Here is a 22,137-nt window from a genome sequence, read left to right on the forward strand (position 1 = left end):
TTCTCGGCTATGAGGTGTGGTGGTGTGCGCCCTGGGTGACGTCACCGCACGAGCTCTCGCCCGCGCTCCAGTCGCTGGCATTTGCCGCGTGCGGTGCCGCCTTGGGCCCGCCCTGTTCGCCGTGGCTGTCGTGAATGGCTTCACCGCCGACAACCGTGAGGTCGGCCGACTGCTGCAGAATCTCAGCGGGCTCCATCGCGTAGAGATCTCCCGACCACACGACAAGATCGGCGAGGTAGCCGGCGCGCAGCATGCCGAGCTTGCTCTCCTGGTGAAAGGCGAAGGCGCCAGCCTGCGTGTAGGCGTGCAGGGTGCGGTCAAGGTCCAGCCGTTCACCCTGGGTCCACCCGTCACTGCCGTCGAGCCGTGCTCGGGTCATCGCGCTGTAGACCCCAACCAGCGGATCCATCTCGCCGACCTGCCAGTCGCTCGAGAAGGTCACCCTGGCACCCGACTCGATGAGCGAGCGGTACCGCCACGCCCTGTCCCAGCGCTGCTCGCCCACGTTTTCCATCCAGGTACCGGCGACGAGGTCAGGCGACGCGTGGCGGGGCTGCATGGCCGCGACAACACCGAGCTCTGCGAAGCGCGGAAGGTCGTCGGGGGCGAGGCACTCGACGTGCACGATGCCGTGGCGGCTGCGGGTGCCGTTCGCGCGCTGTGCGGCCTCGATCGAGTCAAGCGTGAGGCGAGTGCCCCAGTCGCCGATCGCGTGGGTGTGCACGAGGTAGCCGAGCCGGTCAAGCTCGATGAAGAGCTTCGTGAACTCGGTCGGCTCGAGGCTCGTGTGCCCCCTGTGCCCCGGGCGGTTGGCGTAGTCTTCGAGCATCGCCGCGGTGTGCGGCTCGATCACGTCGTCGGCGTAGAGCTTCACTGGCCCGAGCTTGAAGCGCTCGTGCTGAGGGGTCTCGGCGATCGCCTCAGTGATGCGTGCACGAAAATCACCGTCAGCGCCAACCGGGTGGTAGATCGCGGCGATCGTGCGCGAGGTCAGCTTACCCTCGTCGTTTGCTCTCGCGAACAGATCGAGTTCGGCAAGGGGCACCTGCGGCTCAACGACCGTCGTGATGCCGAAGCGGGCGGCCATGTCGAGACTGTTCGTCACCTTGCGGTAGCGGCGGTCTGGCGAGTATATGGGAATATCCCGCTGCAACTCTGCGAGCCCCGAGATCGTCATGGCGCTCGTGTAAAAGTCGGTGATCCACCCCGTGGGCTCGCCCGTCACGCTGTCGCGCTCGGGCTTGCCCCACGCGATCTCGGCCCCGTTGAGAATGCCGAGCTTCGCGAGTGCTGGCCTGTTGAGCCACACCGAGTGCTGGTCGTAGGTCGTGATGAACACTGGCTTGTCGGTCACGCCCACGAGATCGTCGGCGTTCGGCCGGCGCCCCTCGACGACCGAGTAGAGCGCGTTCTCGGCGCAGATCCACTCGAGTTCGGGGTGCGTTTCAGCGAACTGGGCGATGCGCGAGCGCACAATGTCGAGGCTCTCGACCTGGTCGAGGCTCACCGCGAGGTCGTCGAAACCGAGCAGCAGGTGGTTGTGGGTGTCGGCGACGCCCGGGGTCACGAGGCGGCCCTCAAGCTGCACCGTGTGTCGGGCGGCTGGCGCATCGGCGTTCGGCCCCACGTAGGTGATCGTGTTGCCCGTCACGCCGAGAGCTTCGGCCCACGGTTGTTCGGGATCAAAGGTGCGGATCTTGCCGCCGGTGTACAAGGTATCGAGCATCGTCGCCACTCCTGGTGTTATCGCCCGCGGTCTCGCCGCGAACCGAGAAATCTATGGTGCGCTTTTGGCACCGTACCCACACAAGAATAAGTTATTTTACTCAGATGTCAAAAAACTCTTTTGAGGTTGCCCTCGGGCAGTGAGATACTGTTGGCATGGCACGACCGAGCACCCAGCAGCAGCGCAGACAAGACGTGGTGAACGCGGCGCTCGCCGCCGCCTCAGAGCACGGGCTGCGTGAACTCTCACTCACCGACGTGGCAAACCAGGCCGGGGTCACCCGCGGTGCGCTGCTCTACTACTACCAAGACCTCGAGGCCATTCTCGTCGAGGCGCACGCCGCCGGCATGGAGCGCGTCGTCACCGAACGCGAGGTGCTCGTTCAAGAAAAACAGAGCGCAACCGAGAAGCTCTCCGTCGCAATTCACGCGGGCCTGCCCCACGGGCCAGACGACGCGCTCATGCGCCTGCTCTACGAATTCGACATGCTCGCGGGCAAGTCGCAGCTGCACGACGAGCTCGTGCGCAAGCTCTACGACGCACAGCTGAAGCTCTACCGGGACATTCTCGTCGAGGGTGTTGCCGACGGCAGCTTTACGCTCACAGGGCCGCTCGACACCATCGCGATGAACTTCGTGGCACTCGAAGACGCCTACGGGCTGCACATCGTGGCGGGTGGCAGCGTGACCGTCGCCGAGGCGCTCGGCGCCATCGATCTCTTTGCCGAGCAGGTCGGCGCGCGAGTCAGTCGCTAGCGACCGGAGCCGAAACGTTGCCGCCCTCGGCAGCAGGCGCAGGCCACACCGCTTCGGGCGCATCGAGGGTGCCACTCTCACTCAACTGCGCCACAACGCGGCGAATGTGCACGTCGAGCGCGGCTCCCGCGATCCACGCCGCGTGCAGGGGAATGCGCAGCTCTCGCCCTCGCCACGAGAGTGGCTTACTCGTGAGCCCGAACAGCGCGGGCTCACCGCTGAGCATGCAGAGCCCACCGTGCTTTGCGGCATAAGCCTGGGCCACCTCTGGCAACGAGAACACCCTTCCGAACCGCGGCGCGACACCATCGGCAACACACGCGACCTCAACGGCGCCTCGCACCCCGCGATAGTGTTCGACGGCAACGACTGGCGCCCACTCAAGCACCCTCACGTCGAGGTGCCGGGCCCCAGCTTCGCCGACCCCATGATCAGCGAGAAGGTCGCCGGTTGCCTCGGTAAACTGAGCCGTCAGCGGGATCGTGCCGAGCACCGTGTGCGAGAGCTCCTGCGGTGGCACCGCGGTACCGATCGCGATGTCGCACGCCCCCTCCCGCAGCATCTCAAGCACCTCATCGGCTGGGGCCGTGACGATACGGGCAGTCGCCACCTTGCCCTCAGCGATGAGCGGTGCGATGATGTGCCTCGCGGTCTCTGGAGGGCAGGCAATGACGAGCTGCGACTCAGGGCTCGCGACCTGCGTGCGCACGACCTCTTCGAGCTGCGCGGTCGCGAGCAACACCTTGCGGGTGTGCGGCAAGAAGTCACGCCCGGCCCGCGTGAGCGTGAGGCGGTACCCGCTACGGTCGAAGAGCTCGACCCCGGTCGTTCGTTCAAGCTCTTTGAGCTGGCGCGAGAGGGCCGGCTGCGTCACGTGCAACTCGGCCGAGGCCGCCGATAGCGACCCCAGCCGAGCAACGGCCTCGAAGCAACTGAGCAATTTGATTTGCACCGGGCCCTCCCACCAATGAGACAATACCTGCCTAGATTTTACCCGATGTCTTCCCCGACGACAGCGATGCCAGCGGTCTCGGCACCCGTGCGCAGGTTTCGGGAGCGCGACGAGATCCACACGCTCAGAATCGTCAACGCGATGAGCAGCATATAGAAGCCAACGAGCGGCCAGTATGAACCGTTGCTCGCGTTCCAGAGCGCGAAACCGATCGTCGGCACGAAGCCCGCGACAACGCTCGTGAGGTTGGTCGAGAGCGCAAGGCCGCTGTACTGCAGGCGAGGCGGAAAGAGGTCACTCAAGAGCGCACCTGCGGGAGCGTACATTGTCACCCCGAATATCGGAGCGATCGCGAGCGCGCAGAGCATGAACGCGGGAACCCCGGTGTCGACGAGCATGAACAGCAGCGGCGCATACGCGAGCGTCACAAAGCCACCGATCATCATGACACGCGCCGAACCAAACCGGTCGGCGAGGCGCCCATACCAGGGCGTCACGACGAGCTGAATGGTCGCACCAACAATCGAGCTCCCGATGATGGGAGCGGGGTCCTGCCCCTTCGATGCCACCCAGGCGATCATGAAGGTCGTCATGAAGAAGTAACCTGCCATGCCAAAGAGATAGACTCCGGCGCCGAGCAGCACACGGCCCGGAGCCTCGCGAAAGATCTGCAGCGCTGGGTAGCTCTCAACCTCGGCCTCAACGACGAGCTTTTGAAACTCGGGCGTCTCTTCGATGCGCAGGCGAATCCAGATGCCGATGGCCACAAGTACGAACGCTGCGAGGAACGGCAGCCGCCAGCCCCAAGAGACAAATGATTCGTGCGGCAAAAGCATCACGAGCATGAAAGCGCCCGACGACGCGATTGTGCCAGCGGGCGAGCCAAGCTGCACGATCGACGCATAGAAGCCACGACGGTGCGGCGGCGCGTACTCGATCGCGAGCAGTGTCGCCCCGGTCCACTCACCCGAGGCCGAGAGCCCTTGCCCAATCCTGAAGAGTAGCAGCATGATGGGTGCCGCGATCCCGATTGCGGCGTAGCTCGGCAAGAGCCCGATTCCGCCCGTACACACGCCCATGAGAATGAGGGTGATGAGCAGTGCGGTGCGACGCCCGTAGCGGTCACCGATGTGAGAGAACACGATCGCGCCGAGTGGCCTCGTGAGAAAGCCCGCGGCGAAAGTGAGCAGCGACAGCGTTGTCGCATGAGCGAGGTCATCTCCCGCGTAGAAGACCTGCTGAAACACGGCCGCAGCAGCCGTTCCGTACAAGAAAAAGTCGTACCACTCGAGGGCATTGCCCACGAAGGCGGCCCAGGCGATTCGGCGAACACTCGCCTCTGAAACGGCCCCCGCTGGGGCCTCAGTTGATGCAGACATCGTTGTCCTTTCGTGCAGTGTGAAGTCGTGCTCTGTCACTTCTCGTGGGTGAAGGCGCCGCCGACGATCGTCGCCTCAACCGTCATGTCACCGAACGACTCGGCCGGAGCCGTGAGCGGGTCACGGTCGAGCACGGTGAAATCGGCGACGTATCCCTCGCGAACCCTGCCCTTCCACCCTTCGGTGCCTTCTGCGTACGCACTTCCCTGCGTGTACGACAGCAGCGCCTGCTCAACCGTGACCCGCTCTTCGGGAGCAACCGTACGCTCGTCAGGAGCGACTCTGCGCACCATGTCGGCAATGCCCTTGAGCGGATCGCCGTCGCTGATCGGAGCATCAGAGCTGCCCGCGGGAACCATTCCAAGATCGAGCAGCGAGCGGATCGGAAACACCTGATCGACCCGATGATCGCCGAGACACCTGCGGTAGCCGTGACCAAACTGACCGATGAAGCGACTCTGTGGCACCGGCACGACCCCGAGCGCAGCGGCTCTTGCGACAAGGCCCGGCTCGACGAGCGAGAAGTGCTCGATTCTGGGTCTGAACTGCACGAGGGTGCTGACCGGGGCAAGCTCTTCGAGAATCTTGATGACGAGCTCGGCCGTCGAATCGCCCATCGCGTGAATCGCGAGTTGCCACCCGGCACGATCGGCCTCAAACATCATGTCCCGCAGGTCGTCTGGAAGGTACTGCAAGAGCCCCCGGTTGCCCGGCTCGTGCTCGTAATCTTCGCTCACGAAGGCCGAACGGCCCGACAGCGAGCCGTCGGCAATGATTTTGACTGGGCCAAGCCGAAGCCGCTCGTCGCCAAACCCGGTGCGCGCGCCAAGCCCACCAGCTCTGGCCCACACCCCGGGAGCCTGTTCGACGCGGTTCAGACCATCGATGAGCGGCATCACGGTTGCCCGCACCCGCAGCGCTCCCGCTTCGCGGGCGCGCTGATATGCCAGTAGATCATCGTGACGTGACCCCGGCAGTGCCCCTGGGGCGCAGATGCCCGGCTCCGCGATGCTCGTGAGCCCCATCGCGGCAGCGGCAGCGCTCGCTGCACCGATTGCTGTGGTCTGCTGCTCAAGCGTGGTGGAGGGAAGCGCGCCGGTCACGAGTTCGCGAGCGGTTTCGATGAGAAGCCCCGTCGCCGATCCGCTCCCATCGATCGCAATTTCACCGCCAACGGGCGCTTGTCCGGGGTGCTCTACATCGAGGCCAGCCGCGATAAACGCGGCAGTGTTCGCGACCGCAAGATGGCCACACTGGTGAGAGAGAAAGACCGGCCGGCCGTTTGCCCGGCGATCGAGCTCACGCCGGTCGGGGTGTGCGCCGAGATCGAGCGAGTAGTAGCCGTGGCCGAGAATCCATGAGCCCTCAGGCACCACCCTCGCCCGCTCTTCGATCGCAAGGTAAAGCTCTTCGAGCGACGAGATGCGCCCTGGCCCCAGGTACAGTGACTCGAGCTGGCGACCGTAGTAACTCAGGTGAAAGTGTGCGTCGTTGAGCCCAGGAACCACGTGCGCCCCGCCGAGGTCGACCACCTCGGTTGCGGCGAGCGCCTGGGCTGCCTCGCCGATCGCGACGATACGGCCCCCGCTCACCGCCACCTGGTCTGTCGCAGCGTCTGCCCCAAGCCCCACAAAATGAGCATTTTCAAAGCGAACATCACAGCGCATATCGACCCCTGTTTCTCCATTAAAACGTGATGATTTCACCCTATTGCGGAGCTTCAGAGAGAGATATTGCCGAGTCTTGGGCGACTCGTTGCCGAAACGGCATAGAGCACGCCGGAGCTTTCTTCACACCGGCCGGTGGCGTGTCCGCACTGCCGCCTTACCCCAGCGGGAAGATGAGCAGGCTACTCGACGCCGTCGCGACGACCTTGCCTTGTTTGTCGAGCACTTCGCCCTCGGCAAAGGCCACGCGCCGTCCCGGCTTCGTCACCCTCCCATTGATGGTAAGGGGCCCGCTCTCTTTCGTCACGGGGCGTAGGTAGTTAATCTTGATCTCGATTGAGGTGTAGCCGACCCCCGCGGGCAGCGTCGTGTGGGCCGCGCAGCCGAGAGCCGAGTCGAGCAGTGTGCAGACAAGGCCACCGTGCACCGCACCAATCGGGTTGTAGTGCGACTCATCGGGCTCGCTCACAAAGGTCACCGTTCCCTCGCCCACCTCGGTGAGCTGCATCGCAGCGTGGGCGGCAATCGGCGCCCCGGGCAGTTCGCCCGCCTGCATCTTGCGCAGGTAGTCGATACCCGAAAGGCGAGGCATCGCTTCGAGGGCCTCGGTGGGGTCTTGCCAGGTAATGGTTTTCTCACGGTGCGTCATCGCAATCCTTCGTTTCAAGGCCGGCTTGCCAGCGGTTGCTGGCTTCATCCCTAGCTGGCTTGTATAATCAAAGTTAGCCAGTTCGGCTACCACGTGTCAACCAAAGGAGCACCATGCAGTGGCTCAACTACGACGCCTCAAACTGCTCGGTCAAGCGAGCACTCGAAATGGTTGGCGAGAAGTGGACGCTGCTCATCTTGCGCGAAGCATTCAACGGCATTCATCGCTTCGATGAAATACGAGACCACCTAGGGGTCTCAGACTCGGTATTGGCTGACCGCCTGCACAAGCTCGTCACCGCCGGCATCCTCCACGCCGTCGAATACCAGGAGCCCGGCATGCGCGCTCGCCGCGAGTACGAGCTCACCCCCAAGGGCAGCGACCTGTTTCCCGTCATCATCGCTCTGCTCACCTGGGGCGACAAGTACTACGCTGACGAGGCTGGCCCCGCGATCACCGTCACGCACCGAGGCTGCGGATCGCCGCTTTCAAGCGCCGTGCAGTGCGAGAACGGCCATACGATCGCCGCCGCTCACGAAGGCAAGGCGGCACCTGGGCCGGGAGCGCTGATATCAGGTAGCGCCGAGACTAGAGCAGCTGATGCTGCCGCCGTTCAATAAGTTCTCGCAACACAATCGAGGTTGAAGTACGAATCACTCCGCGACAATCGAGTATTTTCTGGGTAATGCGGTAAATGTCGTCTGAATCACGGGCGACAACCTCGAGGGCGAGGTCACTGCCACCGGAGACCACGAGGCACTCGATAATCTCGGGAATCTGCTCGAGGTCGGAGATCATATGGTTCAGCAACTCTTGATCGGTCTCGACCGTGATTTTCGCCCGCATCGGCCACCCCAGGGCAGTCGGGTCAATGCGTAGCGAGTGCGCCCGCAGCGTTGCGGCGTTCTGCAACCGCTCGATTCGCGCTTGCACCGTGCCGCGCGCAAGACCGAGGCGCTGTGAGAGTGCTTGAACCGTGGCCCTTGGGTCATGTTCGAGGGCAGCAAGAATACGGCGATCAGTGGCGTCGAGTTCACTCATACTGATCAGAATAGCGCCCCAAACCCCGAATAGATTGATCATTATGATCAATAAGAAGTTGACCTCTTGCACAAAACGTAAAAAGGTACTGAGATCGTCGGTAGGCACACCACCATCAACGAAGAGGAATAGGTCACTATGCAGTCAGTTTTTGCCACGTTCGATCACGAGCAGCTCACGGTCGCGACGGGTACCCGCTCGGGTCTCACCATCGCCGTAGCCCTTCACAGCACGACCCTCGGCCCCGCGCTTGGCGGTTGCAGACTGTGGAGCTACGACAGCCGTGACGATGCCGTGGCCGACGCCCTGCGCCTCGCCGACGGCATGACCTCGAAGAACGCGCTCGCAGGCCTCAGCTCGGGTGGCGGCAAGGCCGTTATCGCTCTCGCGCCAGGGCAGACGCTGAGCCCCGAAGAACGCCACGCAGCATTCCTCGACCTGGGCGACATCATCGAAAAGCTCGGCGGGCTCTACAAAACGGCAGAAGACGTCGGCACCACTGCGGCCGACATGGCAAGCGTCTCTGAGCGCACCAAGCACGTGGTCGGGTTGCCTGCGGGCCAAGGCGGGCTCGGCGACCCCGGCGCATACACGGCTCGTGGCGTTCACGCCGCACTGCAAGAGACACTGCGCCGACTCACTGGCGACGCTTCGGCGAACGGCCGGCGCATCACAATCGTTGGCCTCGGCCACGTCGGCTCGGCACTCGCGACCCAGCTCGCTTCAGAAGGCGCAAGCCTCACACTGTCAGACATCAACACCGCGAAGAAGTCACTCGCCGACGAACTCGGCGCAGAGTGGGTCTCGCCCGATAATGCGCACACCGTCGAGGCTGATGTATTCATGCCCGCGGGCGTTGGCGGAATGCTCACCGCAAAGGTCATCAGCGAGCTCAACGCCCGCGCCGTCGTCGGCCCCGCAAACAACCAGCTCGCAGAGCCTTCAGGCGCCGAGGCGCTCGCAGCGCGCGAAATCCTCTACGCGCCCGACTACCTCGTGAATGCTGGCGGCGTGATTTACCTCGGCGCCGAAGACGCGTCGATCGATGAGAAAATCGAGCGCATCGACGCCATCGGCCAAACACTCTCAGAGGTGTTCGATGAGGCTCAGGCTTCGGGCATCACCACGATCGAGGCCGCTGACCGCCTCGTGCAACAGCGTCTCCAGGCGGTGGTGACGGCGTAGTCAATCACTCCTGAGGCGGCATCGCCAGGCAATGAGTGATCGAGGGTTCCAACGCTCTTCGTGCATAATAATGAGATGGCCCGCGCGCAAGACATTCTCGACACACTCATCGACGCGGCAGAGACCGATGGTTTTCGCGCGAAAGGCATGCACGTGCTCGTGGGCGACGACACTGCATCGCACCTGTGGCACAACGACACACGCCGCGATGTGCAGTCGGTCGCAAAAGCCGTCTGCGTCATCGCCGCCGCAATGGCTGCCGACGAGGGAATCTTCGATGTTGACGGCCCGGTGTCGCAGTACTTCCCGAACGTCACGCTCGGCGAGGGCGTCGAGCACGTCACGGTACGGCACCTGCTCTCGATGACGAGTGGAATCGACCTGCCGTGGTCGCCAACTCTCATGACCGACTGGCCCGACCTCGCACACGAGTTCCTCTCGCGAGCGACGCAGGGCAGAGCCTTTCAGTACTCGAACGCGAGCACGTACACGGCAATGCGAGCCCTCGCAACGGCGGTCGGCGACGTCTCGACGTGGGTGAACTCACGCCTCTTCGAGCCACTTGGCATTCAGGAGCCGCACTGGGATCGCTGCCCGGGCGGCTGGGTGACCGCGGGAGGCGGGCTGCATCTGCGTCTCGAAGAGCTCGCGCGCTTTGCTCGGCTCATTCGCGACGGTGGCACGTGGCAGGGCACTCGCCTTGTTGACGAGAAGTGGATCACGGCGATGCACTCGAACTGGACAGCCTGCGAGGGCCCTCGTGGTTACGAGCGGTACGCGCTCGCGGGTTGGGACGGCCCCGGAGCGGCGTGGCGGCTCCACGGGGCCTATGGCCAGCTCGTGCTCTTCACAGGCGACGCGGTCATCACCGTAACGGCCGACGACCACGAGGGCGCAGACCTTATGTGCGAACGAATCGTGAACGCGGTCAGGCCCGCCGCATGACGACACCCTCCCGCGGGGCGTGGGCTCGCGAGCCCCACACCTTCATCGTCGACGAGGTTGACTCGCCCACGAGCGTCGAGCCCCCTTTCAGCATTGCCGTCGAACGGGCCTTCATTCCGGTACCCCTCGAGTTTGAGCCCCACTCGCACCGACTGCACGAGCTTGTGTGGGTGTGCAACGGAACCATGACCGTGAAGCTGCCCGACCGCGTGGTCACGATTCCCGAGGGCCAAGGGCTGTGGATCCCTGCGCACACCGTGCACTCAGGTCGTGTCACGGCGGGGGCCTCACTCATCGACGCCCTCTTCGAACCAGCCCGATCGCCACTCGATTTTGCCGAGCCGGCTGCGGTGCACATCACTCCCCTGGTTGCGAGCCTGCTCACGCACCTCGAGCAGGCCGATCTCTCGCCCGACGAGAGACAGCGCGCAGAGGCCGTCGTGTTCGACGTTGTCGAGCCTTCACCGCACCAGCTGAGCCTCAGGCTTCCGGGCGAAGGGCATATCACCGTGATCGTCGAGGCGCTCGTGCAAGATCCCACCAATACCCAATCTCTCGCCGAGTGGGCCGAGCAAGTGGGCATCAGTGATCGAACCGTGGCGAGACTCTTTCGCAAGCACACGGGCCTCTCCTTCTTGCAGTGGCGCCAGGTGCTTCGCATACACCACGCCGTCGCACTCCTCAGCGAAGGCTTCTCGGTGAACGAGACTTCAGAGCGGCTCGGTTTCTCTCAGCCGAGCACCTTTATCGCTTCGTTCAAGCGCGTGCTGGGTACGACCCCTGGCTCCTACACTTCAACAGTGTCTGATTCGCCACATTCCATGTCGTGATTACTTGATTGCGCATTGATTTGAGCGCGGCTACTCTTGGTGAAGCAAGGCTGCCCTAATTCACATCAGACTTAACGCATGATGCATTGGGCCCTGTTTCGTGCCAACATTTTGAGCGCAGGAGCCCCTCATCACTACCCCATTTCTTTCTGCCCAGTCAGCGGAGCCATCACCCTCGCTCGGTGGCCCCGGGCGCGCAGCGAGTTCCCTCCTCGCCGAGGGACTCACGATGAGCTTTCGGGATCGCAAAGCCATCGATGACGTTTCGGTTTCGCTGAGGCCAGGCCGCGTCACCGCACTCATCGGCCCAAATGGCTCGGGCAAGTCGACGCTCCTCCGCAGCCTCGCGCGACTGCACACTCCCGCAGCAGGCACGACGGTTCTCGAGCGAGGCGGTGAAGAACAAGCCATCTCAATTCAGAGCATGCCTGCCCGTGCCTTCGCACAAGAGGTCACCCTGTTCGCACAGTCACGTATGGCACCGCAGGGGCTCAGCGTGCGAGAGGTCGTCGCGTTCGGCAGGCACCCCTATCGCCGACGGTTCGCCGGATTCACTGCAGAAGACCGCGGTGCCATCGACGAGGCTCTCCGAGCAACCGGCCTCACCGATATGGCTGACCGAGCAACGGGCGAGCTCTCTGGTGGCGAACTGCAGCGGGTCTGGCTCGCCGCGTGTCTCGCACAGCAGACCGGCGTCGTCCTGCTCGACGAGCCAACAAACCACCTCGACCTGCGGTACCAGACCGAAACGCTCGACCTCATTCGCGACCTTGCCGACGACTACGGTGTCGCGGTCGGCGTCGTACTGCATGACCTCGACCACGCGGCGAGCGTCGCTGACGACCTTGTGCTCCTGCACTCCGGCCGTATCGTCGCAGAGGGCACCCCGCTCGAGGTACTGACCGAGGCGCATATTTTTGCGGCCTACGAGATTCGCGTGTCGGTCACGGTCGACGAGCAAGCGGGCAGGCTGCGCATCGATCCGCTCAGTCGCCATGCCGCTCGCGTGCCGCGCTAGAGCAATCATCGTTACCCACTTCTCTCAGTCGAAAGGACACCATATGAAGACCCCCAGGCGCGTTACCGCCGTCGCTGTCACGGGAATCGTCGCGCTCACGCTCTCAGCGTGCGGCACGACCAACATTGATGCAGCCGAAGAGACCGCTGATAAGGCGGCAATCTCGCAGAGCTGCGCCGCAGACACGACCAAAACCTCGACCGACCCCGTCTCAATGACCGACAGCCACGGTCGCGAGATCAAGCTCGACAAGCCGGCAGAGCGAATCGTCGTGCTCGAGTGGCAGCAAACCGAAGACCTGCTGACGCTCTGCGTTGCCCCGGTCGGCGCGGCCTCGATCGACGGCTTCGCGACCTACATCAACGCCGAGACCCTGCCCGAGTCGGTCGTGAACGTCGGCGAGCGCGGCGAGCCAGATCTCGACGCCATCTACGCGACCGATCCCGACCTCATCATCATCGAGGCCAATAGCCCCGATGATGAACTGCTCAAGAAGCTCGAAAAGGGCGACGTGCCGGTTCTCGCGACCGTGGGCACCGACACGAGCGGTCAGATCGACAACATGAAGAAGGTCTTCTCGCTCATCGCTGAGGCAACCGGACGCACCGAGCGCGCCGAACAGGTCATCGGCGAGTTTGACGAGCACCTCGCGAAGGCGAAGACCGAGGTCTCGACGGCCTCGTTGCCGACCACAGACTTCGTCTTTTTTGACGGGTGGATCGAATCAGGCAACGTCGTCATTCGCCCGTATGGCGAGGGAGCCCTGTTCACCGAACTCGGCGAAGAGCTCGGGCTCACCGGGGCATGGACCGACTCAGTTGACGCCTCTTACGGAAGCGGCGGGGTCGACCCCGCCTACGGCCTCGCGCAGACCGACATCGAGGGCCTCATTGGCGTCGGTGACGTGAACCTCATCTTCGCCAATGACGGAACCCCCGACAGCTATGTGCTCGAGCTCGAAAAGAGCCCGATCTGGAAGTCGCTGCCGGCAGTAAAAGACGAGCGCGCCTTCGAGTTCCCTCCCGGCATCTGGGGAGCCGGCGGTCCACGCTCAAACGAGCAGGCGATCGACGCCTTCGTCGACGTGATCACCGGCAGGTGACAACCACCCTTACCCGCGGCGCTGCCGGCCGGGCTCCTGAACGCAGGGGTCTGGCCGGCGGTTTCGTGCTACTCGCGGGGCTCGTCGTCATCATCGCCGCGGTGGGCATCTGGCACCTGACGCAGGGCACCTCCGGCCTTACCGCGGCCGACCTCTTCAGGGGGCTCCTCGGCGAGCCGGTTCACGTGGGCGGCGTTTCGGTCGATGCCGTGTTTCTCGGCTCACGACTCCCCCGTCTCTTCGCCGGCATTGCCGTCGGCTTCTCGCTCGGCGTCGCTGGCGCGCTCCTGCAGTCGGTGACGAGAAACCCTCTCGCCTCGCCCGACACCCTCGCCATCACCTCTGGCTCGTACTTCGCGTTGGCCGCGGTCGCGGCCTTCAACGTGTCGGTTCCCTTCTGGGCCTCGAGTGGCGTGGCGTTCTTCGGCGGGGTGCTCGCCGCCGCGCTCGTGCTCGGGCTCACCGGCAGCGCTGCAGGCTCGGCAAACACCCGCCTCATTCTCGCGGGTTCGGCGATCTCGATGGCGCTGAGCGCCGGCACGGCCATGCTGCTCATTCTCTTCAAGGAAAGCACGAAGGGGCTTTTCGCCTGGGGCAACGGCTCACTGGCGCAGCTCAACATCGACGCCTCGGTTCGCGCGGCACCGCTCATCGCCGTTGTACTGACCCTCGCGCTCCTCTTTTCCCGCCGGCTCGACGCCCTCGGCCTCGGCGACGACGCCGCCGCCTCGCTCGGGGTCTCGGTGCGATCAACCCGCATGACCGCGGTCATCTGCGCCGTTCTGCTCACGAGCACCTCGGTCACGCTCGCCGGCCCCATCGGCTTTGTCGGCCTCGGTGGCCCCGTGCTCGCCCGGCTCCTCGCAAACCGGGTCGCGGCGCTGCGCAAACACGCCTTCCTCATTCCCGCTTCTGGCCTCCTCGGCGCCCTGCTCATTCTGCTCGCCGATGCGCTCCTGAGGGCCGCACTCACACCGGAGGGCGCCACCACGATTCCCACCGGAATTCCCACCGCATTCATCGGCGGCATCATCATTATTGTCCTGGCCATGCGACTACGCGACGCGGGTTCGGCACGCGTCGCATCGAGTGCGTCGTCGATCCGCATCCATCGCCGCTTCGTCACGGTTCTCGTGATCGTTGCCTCGCTGCTCATCGCTGCGATCGTTGTCGGCATGCTCGCGGGCAACGTGTGGTTGCGACTCGGCGATCTCAGCCTGTGGGCGCAGTCGAGCGCCCCCGACCTCGTTCGCAGGGCCCTCGACGAGCGAGCCGCTCGGGTGGCGGCGGCGCTCGTGGGCGGCGCGGCCCTGGCCCTCGCGGGAACCATCGTGCAGGGCACCACCCGAAACCCGCTGGCAGAGCCCAGCCTGCTCGGCATCTCGGCAGGTGCCGGCGTGGGCGCCGTGTTCGTCGTGACCACAGGGTTTGCGGGCGGTGGGCGACTGCCCCTCGTCGTGATGGCCGTGCTCGCGGCGCTCGCAACCTTCGCGCTCGTGACGCTGCTGTCATGGCGCGGCGGCCTTCTTCCCGATCGCTTTGTGCTCATTGGCATCGGTTGCGGCTTCGCGCTGACCGCCGTGACCACATTCATGCTGCTGAGTTCAGACCCGTGGCAGACCCCGCGCATTCTCACCTGGCTCTCGGGCACGACCTACGGCAGGTCGTTCTGGGATGCGCTGCCCGGCGCTGCCGTGCTCGCCCTCGCGGTGCCCTTCTTCGCCTCGCAGCACCGCGAGCTTGACCTACTCTCGGTCGATGACGACACCCCGAGACTTCTCGGGATCCGCCTCGAACGAACGCGACTGTGGGTACTCACTATCGCCGCGGTTCTCGCAGCGGTCTCGGTTGTCGCGGTCGGCGTCGTTGGCTTCGTGGGACTCGTCGCGCCCCACTTCGCGCGCACCCTCGTTGGTGCCCGCCACGCCCGTGTGATACCCGTCGCGATGCTGCTCGGCGCGCTGCTCGTACTCGTCGCAGATACGCTCGGCAGAACGCTCATCTCGCCGGCACAGCTGCCCGCCGGCCTCATGGTCGCGCTCGTCGGTGCGCCCTATTTCGTCTGGTTGCTGCGCAGGTCGCGCGGGTGAGCCAAACTCGAAAGTACTTATCCGAGTTCGACGAGAATCACGCCCGCGATGACCAGACAGATACCGACAAGCATTCGCTTGGTGAGCGGATCACGCCAAATCGCTCGGGCGAGAACCGCGATCAGGGCGATACCAACGGCCGTCCAGATACCGTAAGCGACGGCAACTGGCATACCCGCGGCAAGGGCAAAACCGAGAGCGGTGAACGCGAGACCATACCCCGCCACAACCGGCACGAGCCAGATTTTGCGACGAAACCCATTCGAAGCGCGCAGGCTCAGCGTTGCCACCACTTCAAACGCAATAGCGGTGCTTAACCACAACCAGCTCACGTCAGCACCTGCTCCGATCCGCCATCTGATCTGGGCTCAGGCCGCGACCCGGCCTCAATCAGGAACACCCCGACAATGATGACCGCGATTCCGATGACCGCTTGAACGCTCAGCATCTCGTCGAACATGATCGCTCCAAGAAGCGCGACCAACGCCACCCCGACGGCACCCCACACTCCATAGGCGACCCCGATCGGCATGCCCGCCCGCAGCGCAAAGCCGAGCAGCATAAACGCTGCCAGGTAGGCGACAGCGGTCAGCACAACCCAGCCAGGGCTCTCAACCGCCGCTCGCAGCGCAAGAGTGCCGGTCACCTCACAGACAATCGATCCCGACAGCAACAACCAGGCCCTCATCGAGTGGGCCTCCCCTCGGCAACCGCAATGAGTTGCAGCGCGTGAGCGCGAACAGGCCCGAGGTCGTCAGCCTGCATGACGCCTGTCGCCTCTGACATCCACGCCCCGTCGGCGCAGAACCGGGCCGCGGTCAGTGGGCCTCGTGCACCCTCAGGTGCCCCCTCAAGCGTGAACCAAGGACCAAGCCACTCTTGCCACGCCCCTGATAGCGAGGGATGGTAGAGCGCGTCAGAAAAGATCCAGTAGTCTGCACGCGACACCTCGGCCGTCGTGGCAACCTCAACGTAGGCTCGATACCGGGCGAACACCGTAAGCTCTGCAGGCTCTGCTCCCGCGTGCTCGCGCAGCATGTCGTGCCACTGCTGGGCCGCAAATTCGACCAGTCCCACCATCAGGGCTTGCTTGTTCGGAAAGTAGTACATTAAGCCAGGCTTCGTAAGCCCGGCGCGTTTCGCAACCGAATCAAGCGAGAGCGCAACGCCCTCGAGCTTCGTGTGCTCGGCCACGATCTCTTTCGCGGCCTGCATGATTCGTACGGGGGTATCAGCGGTCATTTCTCCACTTTACCAACCGGAAGGTAAAGTGTGACACTCGCACGGGTCACACTCACGCCGTCGCGAGGCTGGCAATCCAAGAAATACCGAAGATGCCAATCGCAAAGAACACGAAGATCCAGTTGACGAAGAGCGGAAATGATTTCTTCTTGCGCCCATTCGCCGGCACACCTTGCGCCTCAAGCGGATCGACGACCTCGTCTTCATCACCGCCGCGCAGCGTCGCAATGGTGCCGGTGATGGCCAAGATGACGATCGCCGCACCGGAGGTCACCAGAATAGCGAGCGGCGACAGCACAAGCCAGGCCTCGGCTTCCGCCTCTGGCGCAACCAGCTTCGCTGTTGCACTCGTGGCAGCGATACCGAGAGCGAGCACTGCGAGAAGCCAGCGTTTTCGAAACACTGCCCGGGCGTAGAACGGGAACGAAAAGAGCACGACCAGCAGCACAGGAACAGCCATCAGAACTGCCTGGGGTACCGAAAGCAACACGGGGCTTCTGTCGAACCAAGCACTGCTTGCGAGCGCGAAGGCGAGGAACGCCAAAAGGCCCATTGCCGGCAAGAAGAGCATTCTCAACGCTTGACAACCCGCCCCTCTCGTGGGGAGCTCAAGCGAGGCGGCGTATTCACGGGCCGACCCAAAGGCCTCTTCAGCGCCCTGCCCCGAGTCTGCAATAAACTCCCACACACTGGCGACCGCGTCGCCGATCACCGGGCCGGGAACTCGACGCATGCGCAGCTCGACAATCAACAGATCGATCCAGTCTTGGTCAGTCATCGTTGCGTTCATGAGCGCACTTCTTTCCTCATCTTCGTACTGTCGAGATAGTCGCTGGTGCGCCGAGCGAAGAGCGACCAATCGGCACGCATGCGTTCTAGCTCATTGTGCCCGAGAGGGGTGAGCGAGAAGTACTTGCGCCCGGGGCCAGTTGTTCCTGGCCGCCATTCAACGGCCACGAGTCCCGCCGCTTCATAGCGGGTCAAGAGTGGGTACAGAGTGCCGCCTTTCACCGAGCCCATACCGTTGGCTTCTAAATCGGCGATGATGGCGTACCCGTACGACGGTCCGGGCTCCAACGCTTGGAGCGTCAGTAAGCCAAGAACCGCTCGCATCCAGTCACTCGGCCATTCCGGCGACTGTGCGTCGTCAACGTTGGGCTTTCCGCGCATAACTAGATGGTCTCTCTAACTAGTGATGCTGTCAACCTCTGCAGTACTGCAACACGGCAGCGCTCAAGCAGCTGAAGAAAGCGCGCGGCTACTCCGTCGCTGCAGGCAAACGCACGGGGCGCCCGGCAAACAACCATGCGGCTGGCCCGAAGATCGGCACAAAAATCACGACCAGACCCCAGATCAACGCTTGCCACGAGGTAAGACTTTGGCGATTTCTTCTGATAGAGACAAGTGCAATAGCGATCAGAACGACCACGCAAGCCACGAAAGCGATCCACACAACGTCATATCCAGTGGACATAAGGGGGTTTGGGTTAGCGTCCATTGCCATTCTCCATTGCTCAGGCGGGTAATGCTCTCAAGTGCCAGTATTGCACGGAGCGAGTTGCTGGCAACGTTTTTCTTACTGCCCATTCTGATTGCCCAGTTCGAAACAGCGGCTTCTCAGCAACGGGCCGGGCGGGAGCCCCACCCCTTGAAGACGCATAGACCCTCGAATACACTTGGCTCAACCATACGTAGGTTCCTTGAAAATGTTGAACGCGGGAAGCAGATGTCCAACGCTAGGCACGAATCAGTGGCTAACCACAACAGAACATTTCTTGCAGCCGAGGTGACCACAAAGACCAAAGGACACGTTTGACGTTGATGAAGATCACCGCTGAGGTACTCAAAGGGTTCGTCTACCTAGTAGCGCTGTGTCTCATCGTTTTCGTCTTGCCGCTGCTCCCCCTGCTCAATACCGATGAGGCATACATCGCCGTGATGCCACTCGCTTTCGCACTCTTAGGCGCCGCAACCGTGTCAGCAATAACACTTCACAATGGAAACGGTGACTGGTTCATGTCTGGTGCAACCATCGACGTTCTCGGAAAAATCAGCATCTTTGTTGGGATCCTGTTGCTCCCCTATTGGGTGCACGGTCTTCACAGCATTCAGAGCGTCTATCTCAATACCACCTTGAGCATGTACTGCATTGTGCTGCTCGCTTACCCCCTTGCCTTTGTTTATCGTTCTCCTCAGTTCACAAAGACAACGAAAAGTGTGGCACTTCTCGCGCTCAACATTCTTCCGCTCATAGCCTTCGCTATCATCGCCGTCGTCACGCTGCTGTCGCTTCGTTGAGCATGCTTCGCCTATCGATCCCGCCAGCACGCGGCGTGGCGCCCGAGTCGACCCGCGGGTTGCGCCCAGTGAGTGTGTAGACCAGCTATCGTTCCGGGCATCGCTACCCGCCGTGCACGTCCCCATTCCGTATGGCTCTCTTCCAGGGTGAGCGCTCGAGGTTTGGCAGCTTTCGGCGGGCTCGAGGGCGGGTTCATGCGGTAAAGGAGGTTCGCGGTGCCAATGAGCGACCCTCTGATGTGCGTAGTGGCCGAGGTCATAAGTTGATGGGTCAGTGAGCGGGCAATGGTCGCCCCGAGAAGCCAGCCCGTCGCATGATCAAGCGCTTGTACCGGTAGCGGCATCGGTTCGTCGAGACCGCGAGCAGCCGCACCGTCAGCCGCGATTCCGCAGCTCATCTGCACGAGGCTGTCAAAGCCCTTCCGGCTGCGCCACGGCCCTTCCCAACCATACGCGTTGATGCGGGCGATGATCAGGGCCTGATTGAGCGCGGCAAGCTGCGCATCGTCGTAACCATACTTCGCCAGCGCGTCGGCCCGATACCCAACAACGATAACGTCGGCGAGCTTGACGAGTTGTTCAAACGTGGCACGCCCATCAGGGGTGGCAAGATCAACAGCTGCGGTGCGCTTCCCGACCGTAGTTTCAGGCAACAGAGAAGCTACTTCTTCGAAGCCAGGTGGGTCGACACGCAGCACATCAGCACCGTGCCAGGCAAGAAACTTGGTGCACACCGGCCCCGCGATCACGCGAGTGAGGTCGAGTACCCGTACACCGCTGAACGGCAGATCTGCTTGCGCATCTTTCCAGCCGACCGGCGCGATGCTGCCCTGTTCTTCGATGATCATCACAGGCTCGGCCACGGTGGCTTGCCCCGCAGCTGACGCCAACCACTCGGTTCGGCTGCGCATGACAGCGGCTGCTCCGCCGGCCGCAACGATCGCGCTCTCGATTTCTTCAGCGGATCGGCCTGCAACAGCCGCCCGCACCCCCTCACGATCTTCTGCCGCCAGCACGTCATGCACGACGGCACGGTGGTGAGCATAGTTGGTGTGCAACCTGATCCACCGATCGGCGGCGCGATAGTTGCCGGCAAGTGAATCCCAAAGCGACGGCAGAGCCCACCCGACCGGGGTGAACAGCTTTTCGGCTTCGAACACCGCACAGGCTTCGGCGCTGTCGATCGCAACGGGAGCGAGAACCGTCGAACGCCTCGCAGCGTGCAATTGCGCGGCCGCGAGTGTCGCAGCCGCCACTGCACCCGTTGCGAGCCCCGTCACGTCGAACTCCGAGGGCAGCACCACGCGCGGTCCCGTAAACGTTACTGCGCCTAAAGCCCGATCATCCTCGAAGCCAGGTGACCCGGTCTCACGCCATAAGCGGGCTAACGGCGTCTGCAGGTCTCCATTCATCGAGCGCCTCTTCATTCTCGGTGAAGCACGGCCGGAAGCTTCTCGGCCCACGCGAGAGAGTCCTTTACCCCGTCAGCAATGCTCAACTCGGCGTTCCAAGCGAGAAGTCGTGCCGCCTTCGCCGTCAGCGTCGCGCACCCCACAACATCACCAAGCCGAGGAGCAGCTGTCTGCACCTCCAAGGGTTTGCCTGTCGCGTCACCAAATGCGTTGGCGAGCTCAAACACCGTCGTTCCTGTTCCGGTGCCGAGATTGATGACGTCGAACCCGGCCACCTCAGACTGAGCGATGACCTCATCAAACTTTTGAAGCGCCGCCACGTGGGCACGTGCGAGATCCCACACGTGCACATAGTCACGAAGCGCTGAACCATCTCGCGTGGGCCAAGCAACACCGGTTACCGTGAAGGCACCGCCGCTTCGATACGCCTCGATCATCTTGCCAAGGGCATGGGTAGGCTGCGGGTCTTGAAGACCGCTCCGCATACTCGGGTCTGCCCCAATCGGGTTAAAGTAACGCAACGCAATCGAGTTCATTGCCCCGGTTGCTGCGAAGTCACGGAGCACCCGCTCTAACATCCATTTCGAGGCTGAATACGGACTCTGAGGAGCGACCGCGCCAGACTCATCGACCATATAGTCATCGCCGGCTTCATACATGGAGGCCGTCGAACTCAAGATGAAACGGCGCACCCCAAGCCGTGAAAGCTCACGCAGAAGGGTGATCGATTTGGCAACGTTGTTCTCGTAATAGTCGAGTGGCACCGACACAGATTCGGGCACGACAATCTTCGCTGCACAGTGGATAACCGCGTCGATGTCAGGGTGCTCAGACACGATGCACTGGAGCAGAGAGACATCGGCAATGTCGCCTTCGTAGTTCGCATACGGCTGCGAGAATTCCCTCAGCCCTTTGCTGTAATCGTCAAGGATGACGGGCGTGATATCGCTGTCTGAGCAACAAGCCGCAATGGTTGAACCGATGTACCCTGCTCCACCAGTGATGAGGACCTTCAAACTAGCCTCCAGCCATTATCTGCGTCTGCTGCCTCCACGCAACACCTGTCTTTGTCATGATACAACGGGAGCGGCCGGCATCGACATAGCGCAGCGAGTCGGCCCTGGTTCCCCGGAACGGGATCACGCCGCCATGCACCCGACTCACCTCCTCGACTCAATTCACGAACCGAGCGTACTGGCAACTAAGGCACTGAGTATGCGTTCGTTCAGAAGAGAAAGGGGCGACGACAGCGCGAGAGATTCAGAACAAAGGGAGCGATTGCCCGAATTGACCTACGTCGACTTATTAGACTGAACGTATGCTAGAACTAACACTTCGAGCTGTTCGCTAGGAAGACGTGGGAGAGCTAGCGCGGCTCTTTGAATCAAATGATGGCTACACGAGGCGTGTCAGCGGTCGCTCACACAGGGAGGGCGACGCTGATTCAGCACTTGTCGCGCTTCCGCCGGGGGTCTCCAAGTCTCAGAAGTACGGGCTAGGGCTATGGAACAAACGAGAGCTTGTCGCCTTTGCCGATGTCATTCGCGGCTGGCCAGCACCCGAGGTTGCGCACATCGGGCTGCTCATGACGCACGGCGACCAGCATGGTCAGGGACTCGGTATGCAAATGCACAAAGCTATTCTTGAGGCTTCGAAGAGCTGGCTTGAAATATCAAGCCTCCGCATCAGCATCGTGAACACGAACGCCGAGACCGCAAATGGGTTCTGGACGACGCTTGGGTATGAACCGACCGGAGAGTCAGCCATCTATGAAGGAGACCTCGTGAAAAGCGTGGCACGCGTCTGGGTCCGCAGTCTCACCTAGCCGTTTTATTATGACCGTGGC

24 protein-coding genes are annotated in these 22,137 nt (G+C 62.8%); 10 read left to right on the forward strand and 14 right to left on the reverse strand.

Features of this window, described 5'->3' with window-relative positions; genetic code table 11:
* Window positions 1-7 precede the first annotated feature (7 nt).
* Window positions 8-1,726, reverse strand: a complete 1,719-nt coding sequence (locus KTJ78_RS03035) for an amidohydrolase (RefSeq protein WP_217132474.1) — start codon at window positions 1,724-1,726, stop codon at window positions 8-10.
* 155 nt (window positions 1,727-1,881) lie between these two features.
* Between KTJ78_RS03035 and KTJ78_RS03040 the strand changes: the two genes are divergently transcribed.
* Window positions 1,882-2,481, forward strand: coding sequence for a TetR/AcrR family transcriptional regulator (locus KTJ78_RS03040; protein WP_217132475.1), 600 nt, complete (start codon window positions 1,882-1,884; stop codon window positions 2,479-2,481).
* On the opposite strand, the gene KTJ78_RS03045 is transcribed toward KTJ78_RS03040, so the two are convergent.
* The 4 genes from KTJ78_RS03045 to KTJ78_RS03060 form a co-directional block, all read right to left on the reverse strand.
* Window positions 2,471-3,433, reverse strand: coding sequence for a LysR family transcriptional regulator (locus KTJ78_RS03045; protein WP_217132477.1), 963 nt, complete (start codon window positions 3,431-3,433; stop codon window positions 2,471-2,473). The genes KTJ78_RS03040 and KTJ78_RS03045 overlap by 11 nt on opposite strands.
* A gap of 38 nt (window positions 3,434-3,471) precedes the next feature.
* Window positions 3,472-4,812 carry an MFS transporter gene (locus KTJ78_RS03050; protein ID WP_217132479.1) on the reverse strand — a complete coding sequence of 447 codons (1,341 nt, stop codon included), beginning with the start codon at window positions 4,810-4,812 and terminating at the stop codon, window positions 3,472-3,474.
* A 35-nt stretch (window positions 4,813-4,847) separates the two neighbouring features.
* Window positions 4,848-6,443 (reverse strand): amidohydrolase, encoded by a 1,596-nt coding sequence (locus KTJ78_RS03055; RefSeq protein WP_217132480.1) that lies wholly within the window; start codon window positions 6,441-6,443, stop codon window positions 4,848-4,850.
* A gap of 193 nt (window positions 6,444-6,636) precedes the next feature.
* Entirely contained in the window at window positions 6,637-7,128 is a 492-nt protein-coding gene (locus KTJ78_RS03060; protein ID WP_217132481.1) for a PaaI family thioesterase, read from the reverse strand.
* A gap of 113 nt (window positions 7,129-7,241) precedes the next feature.
* Here KTJ78_RS03060 and KTJ78_RS03065 point away from each other — a divergent pair, with 113 nt between their 5' ends.
* Window positions 7,242-7,748, forward strand: coding sequence for a winged helix-turn-helix transcriptional regulator (locus tag KTJ78_RS03065; RefSeq protein WP_217132482.1), 507 nt, complete (start codon window positions 7,242-7,244; stop codon window positions 7,746-7,748).
* On the opposite strand, the gene KTJ78_RS03070 is transcribed toward KTJ78_RS03065, so the two are convergent.
* Window positions 7,717-8,169, reverse strand: a complete 453-nt coding sequence (locus KTJ78_RS03070) for an Lrp/AsnC family transcriptional regulator (RefSeq protein ID WP_217132483.1) — start codon at window positions 8,167-8,169, stop codon at window positions 7,717-7,719. The two genes, KTJ78_RS03065 and KTJ78_RS03070, sit on opposite strands and share 32 nt — an antisense overlap.
* A gap of 138 nt (window positions 8,170-8,307) precedes the next feature.
* Here KTJ78_RS03070 and KTJ78_RS03075 point away from each other — a divergent pair, with 138 nt between their 5' ends.
* The 6 genes from KTJ78_RS03075 (at window position 8,308) to KTJ78_RS03100 (ending at window position 15,339) form a co-directional block, all read left to right on the forward strand.
* Window positions 8,308-9,354: a Glu/Leu/Phe/Val dehydrogenase family protein gene (locus tag KTJ78_RS03075; RefSeq protein WP_217132484.1), complete on the forward strand. Its 1,047-nt coding sequence runs from the start codon at window positions 8,308-8,310 to the stop codon at window positions 9,352-9,354.
* A 60-nt stretch (window positions 9,355-9,414) separates the two neighbouring features.
* Window positions 9,415-10,299, forward strand: coding sequence for a serine hydrolase domain-containing protein (locus KTJ78_RS03080; RefSeq protein ID WP_369807952.1), 885 nt, complete (start codon window positions 9,415-9,417; stop codon window positions 10,297-10,299).
* Window positions 10,296-11,129, forward strand: coding sequence for a helix-turn-helix transcriptional regulator (locus tag KTJ78_RS03085; RefSeq protein ID WP_217132485.1), 834 nt, complete (start codon window positions 10,296-10,298; stop codon window positions 11,127-11,129). The genes KTJ78_RS03080 and KTJ78_RS03085 overlap by 4 nt, the downstream gene beginning before the upstream one ends.
* A gap of 229 nt (window positions 11,130-11,358) precedes the next feature.
* Window positions 11,359-12,147 carry an ABC transporter ATP-binding protein gene (locus tag KTJ78_RS03090; protein WP_217132486.1) on the forward strand — a complete coding sequence of 263 codons (789 nt, stop codon included), beginning with the start codon at window positions 11,359-11,361 and terminating at the stop codon, window positions 12,145-12,147.
* A gap of 43 nt (window positions 12,148-12,190) precedes the next feature.
* The gene (locus tag KTJ78_RS03095; protein WP_217132487.1) at window positions 12,191-13,249 is read left to right on the forward strand and encodes an iron-siderophore ABC transporter substrate-binding protein; all 1,059 of its coding nucleotides are present in this window, start codon (window positions 12,191-12,193) and stop codon (window positions 13,247-13,249) included.
* Window positions 13,246-15,339: an iron ABC transporter permease gene (locus tag KTJ78_RS03100; protein WP_217132488.1), complete on the forward strand. Its 2,094-nt coding sequence runs from the start codon at window positions 13,246-13,248 to the stop codon at window positions 15,337-15,339. Before KTJ78_RS03095 ends, KTJ78_RS03100 begins: the two co-directional genes overlap by 4 nt.
* Window positions 15,340-15,356: 17 nt before the next feature.
* On the opposite strand, the gene KTJ78_RS03105 is transcribed toward KTJ78_RS03100, so the two are convergent.
* The 6 genes from KTJ78_RS03105 to KTJ78_RS03130 all read right to left on the reverse strand — a co-directional run bounded on the left by KTJ78_RS03105 (window position 15,357) and on the right by KTJ78_RS03130 (window position 18,085).
* Window positions 15,357-15,671 (reverse strand): DMT family transporter, encoded by a 315-nt coding sequence (locus KTJ78_RS03105; protein ID WP_217132490.1) that lies wholly within the window; start codon window positions 15,669-15,671, stop codon window positions 15,357-15,359.
* On the reverse strand, window positions 15,668-16,027 hold the full coding sequence (locus KTJ78_RS03110) for a DMT family transporter (RefSeq protein WP_217132492.1): 360 nt from the start codon (window positions 16,025-16,027) through the stop codon (window positions 15,668-15,670). Before KTJ78_RS03110 ends, KTJ78_RS03105 begins: the two co-directional genes overlap by 4 nt.
* Window positions 16,024-16,581: a TetR/AcrR family transcriptional regulator gene (locus KTJ78_RS03115; protein WP_217132496.1), complete on the reverse strand. Its 558-nt coding sequence runs from the start codon at window positions 16,579-16,581 to the stop codon at window positions 16,024-16,026. The genes KTJ78_RS03110 and KTJ78_RS03115 overlap by 4 nt, the downstream gene beginning before the upstream one ends.
* Window positions 16,582-16,633: 52 nt before the next feature.
* The gene (locus KTJ78_RS03120) at window positions 16,634-17,371 is read right to left on the reverse strand and encodes a hypothetical protein (protein ID WP_217132498.1); all 738 of its coding nucleotides are present in this window, start codon (window positions 17,369-17,371) and stop codon (window positions 16,634-16,636) included.
* A complete protein-coding gene (locus KTJ78_RS03125; protein WP_217132499.1) occupies window positions 17,368-17,751 on the reverse strand; it encodes a PadR family transcriptional regulator in 384 nt (127 codons plus the stop codon). The genes KTJ78_RS03120 and KTJ78_RS03125 overlap by 4 nt, the downstream gene beginning before the upstream one ends.
* An 88-nt stretch (window positions 17,752-17,839) precedes the next feature.
* Window positions 17,840-18,085 carry a PLD nuclease N-terminal domain-containing protein gene (locus KTJ78_RS03130; RefSeq protein WP_369807953.1) on the reverse strand — a complete coding sequence of 82 codons (246 nt, stop codon included), beginning with the start codon at window positions 18,083-18,085 and terminating at the stop codon, window positions 17,840-17,842.
* Between the two features lie 314 nt (window positions 18,086-18,399).
* On the opposite strand from KTJ78_RS03130, the gene KTJ78_RS03135 reads away from it, so the two are divergent.
* Window positions 18,400-18,879 (forward strand): hypothetical protein, encoded by a 480-nt coding sequence (locus KTJ78_RS03135; RefSeq protein ID WP_217132503.1) that lies wholly within the window; start codon window positions 18,400-18,402, stop codon window positions 18,877-18,879.
* A gap of 11 nt (window positions 18,880-18,890) precedes the next feature.
* On the opposite strand, the gene KTJ78_RS03140 is transcribed toward KTJ78_RS03135, so the two are convergent.
* Both KTJ78_RS03140 and galE read right to left on the reverse strand, forming a co-directional pair.
* Complete coding sequence (locus KTJ78_RS03140) at window positions 18,891-20,183, reverse strand: CoA transferase (RefSeq protein WP_217132504.1); 1,293 nt, start codon at window positions 20,181-20,183, stop codon at window positions 18,891-18,893.
* A gap of 119 nt (window positions 20,184-20,302) precedes the next feature.
* Window positions 20,303-21,307: a UDP-glucose 4-epimerase GalE gene (gene galE, locus KTJ78_RS03145; protein WP_254259309.1), complete on the reverse strand. Its 1,005-nt coding sequence runs from the start codon at window positions 21,305-21,307 to the stop codon at window positions 20,303-20,305.
* 341 nt (window positions 21,308-21,648) lie between these two features.
* Between galE and KTJ78_RS13495 the strand changes: the two genes are divergently transcribed.
* On the forward strand, window positions 21,649-22,116 hold the full coding sequence (locus KTJ78_RS13495) for a GNAT family N-acetyltransferase (RefSeq protein ID WP_217132505.1): 468 nt from the start codon (window positions 21,649-21,651) through the stop codon (window positions 22,114-22,116).
* Window positions 22,117-22,137 lie beyond the last annotated feature (21 nt).

It is taken from the genome of Leucobacter chinensis (assembly GCF_019049105.1).
In the GTDB taxonomy this organism is placed as follows: Bacteria; Actinomycetota; Actinomycetes; order Actinomycetales; family Microbacteriaceae; genus Leucobacter_A; species Leucobacter_A chinensis.

Bases quoted from the DNA above. Each gene is read 5' to 3' on its own strand.
- KTJ78_RS03035 (WP_217132474.1), bottom strand. From the start codon at position 1,726: ATGCTCGATACCTTGTACACCGGCGGCAAGATCCGCACCTTTGATCCC.
- KTJ78_RS03040 (WP_217132475.1), top strand. From the start codon at position 1,882: ATGGCACGACCGAGCACCCAGCAGCAGCGCAGACAAGACGTGGTGAAC.
- KTJ78_RS03050 (WP_217132479.1), bottom strand. From the start codon at position 4,812: ATGTCTGCATCAACTGAGGCCCCAGCGGGGGCCGTTTCAGAGGCGAGT.
- KTJ78_RS03060 (WP_217132481.1), bottom strand. From the start codon at position 7,128: ATGACGCACCGTGAGAAAACCATTACCTGGCAAGACCCCACCGAGGCC.
- KTJ78_RS03065 (WP_217132482.1), top strand. From the start codon at position 7,242: ATGCAGTGGCTCAACTACGACGCCTCAAACTGCTCGGTCAAGCGAGCA.
- KTJ78_RS03070 (WP_217132483.1), bottom strand. From the start codon at position 8,169: ATGAGTGAACTCGACGCCACTGATCGCCGTATTCTTGCTGCCCTCGAA.
- KTJ78_RS03075 (WP_217132484.1), top strand. From the start codon at position 8,308: ATGCAGTCAGTTTTTGCCACGTTCGATCACGAGCAGCTCACGGTCGCG.
- KTJ78_RS03085 (WP_217132485.1), top strand. From the start codon at position 10,296: ATGACGACACCCTCCCGCGGGGCGTGGGCTCGCGAGCCCCACACCTTC.
- KTJ78_RS03090 (WP_217132486.1), top strand. From the start codon at position 11,359: ATGAGCTTTCGGGATCGCAAAGCCATCGATGACGTTTCGGTTTCGCTG.
- KTJ78_RS03095 (WP_217132487.1), top strand. From the start codon at position 12,191: ATGAAGACCCCCAGGCGCGTTACCGCCGTCGCTGTCACGGGAATCGTC.
- KTJ78_RS03110 (WP_217132492.1), bottom strand. From the start codon at position 16,027: ATGAGGGCCTGGTTGTTGCTGTCGGGATCGATTGTCTGTGAGGTGACC.
- KTJ78_RS03115 (WP_217132496.1), bottom strand. From the start codon at position 16,581: ATGACCGCTGATACCCCCGTACGAATCATGCAGGCCGCGAAAGAGATC.
- KTJ78_RS03120 (WP_217132498.1), bottom strand. From the start codon at position 17,371: ATGAACGCAACGATGACTGACCAAGACTGGATCGATCTGTTGATTGTC.
- KTJ78_RS03125 (WP_217132499.1), bottom strand. From the start codon at position 17,751: ATGCGCGGAAAGCCCAACGTTGACGACGCACAGTCGCCGGAATGGCCG.
- KTJ78_RS03130 (WP_369807953.1), bottom strand. From the start codon at position 18,085: ATGGCAATGGACGCTAACCCAAACCCCCTTATGTCCACTGGATATGAC.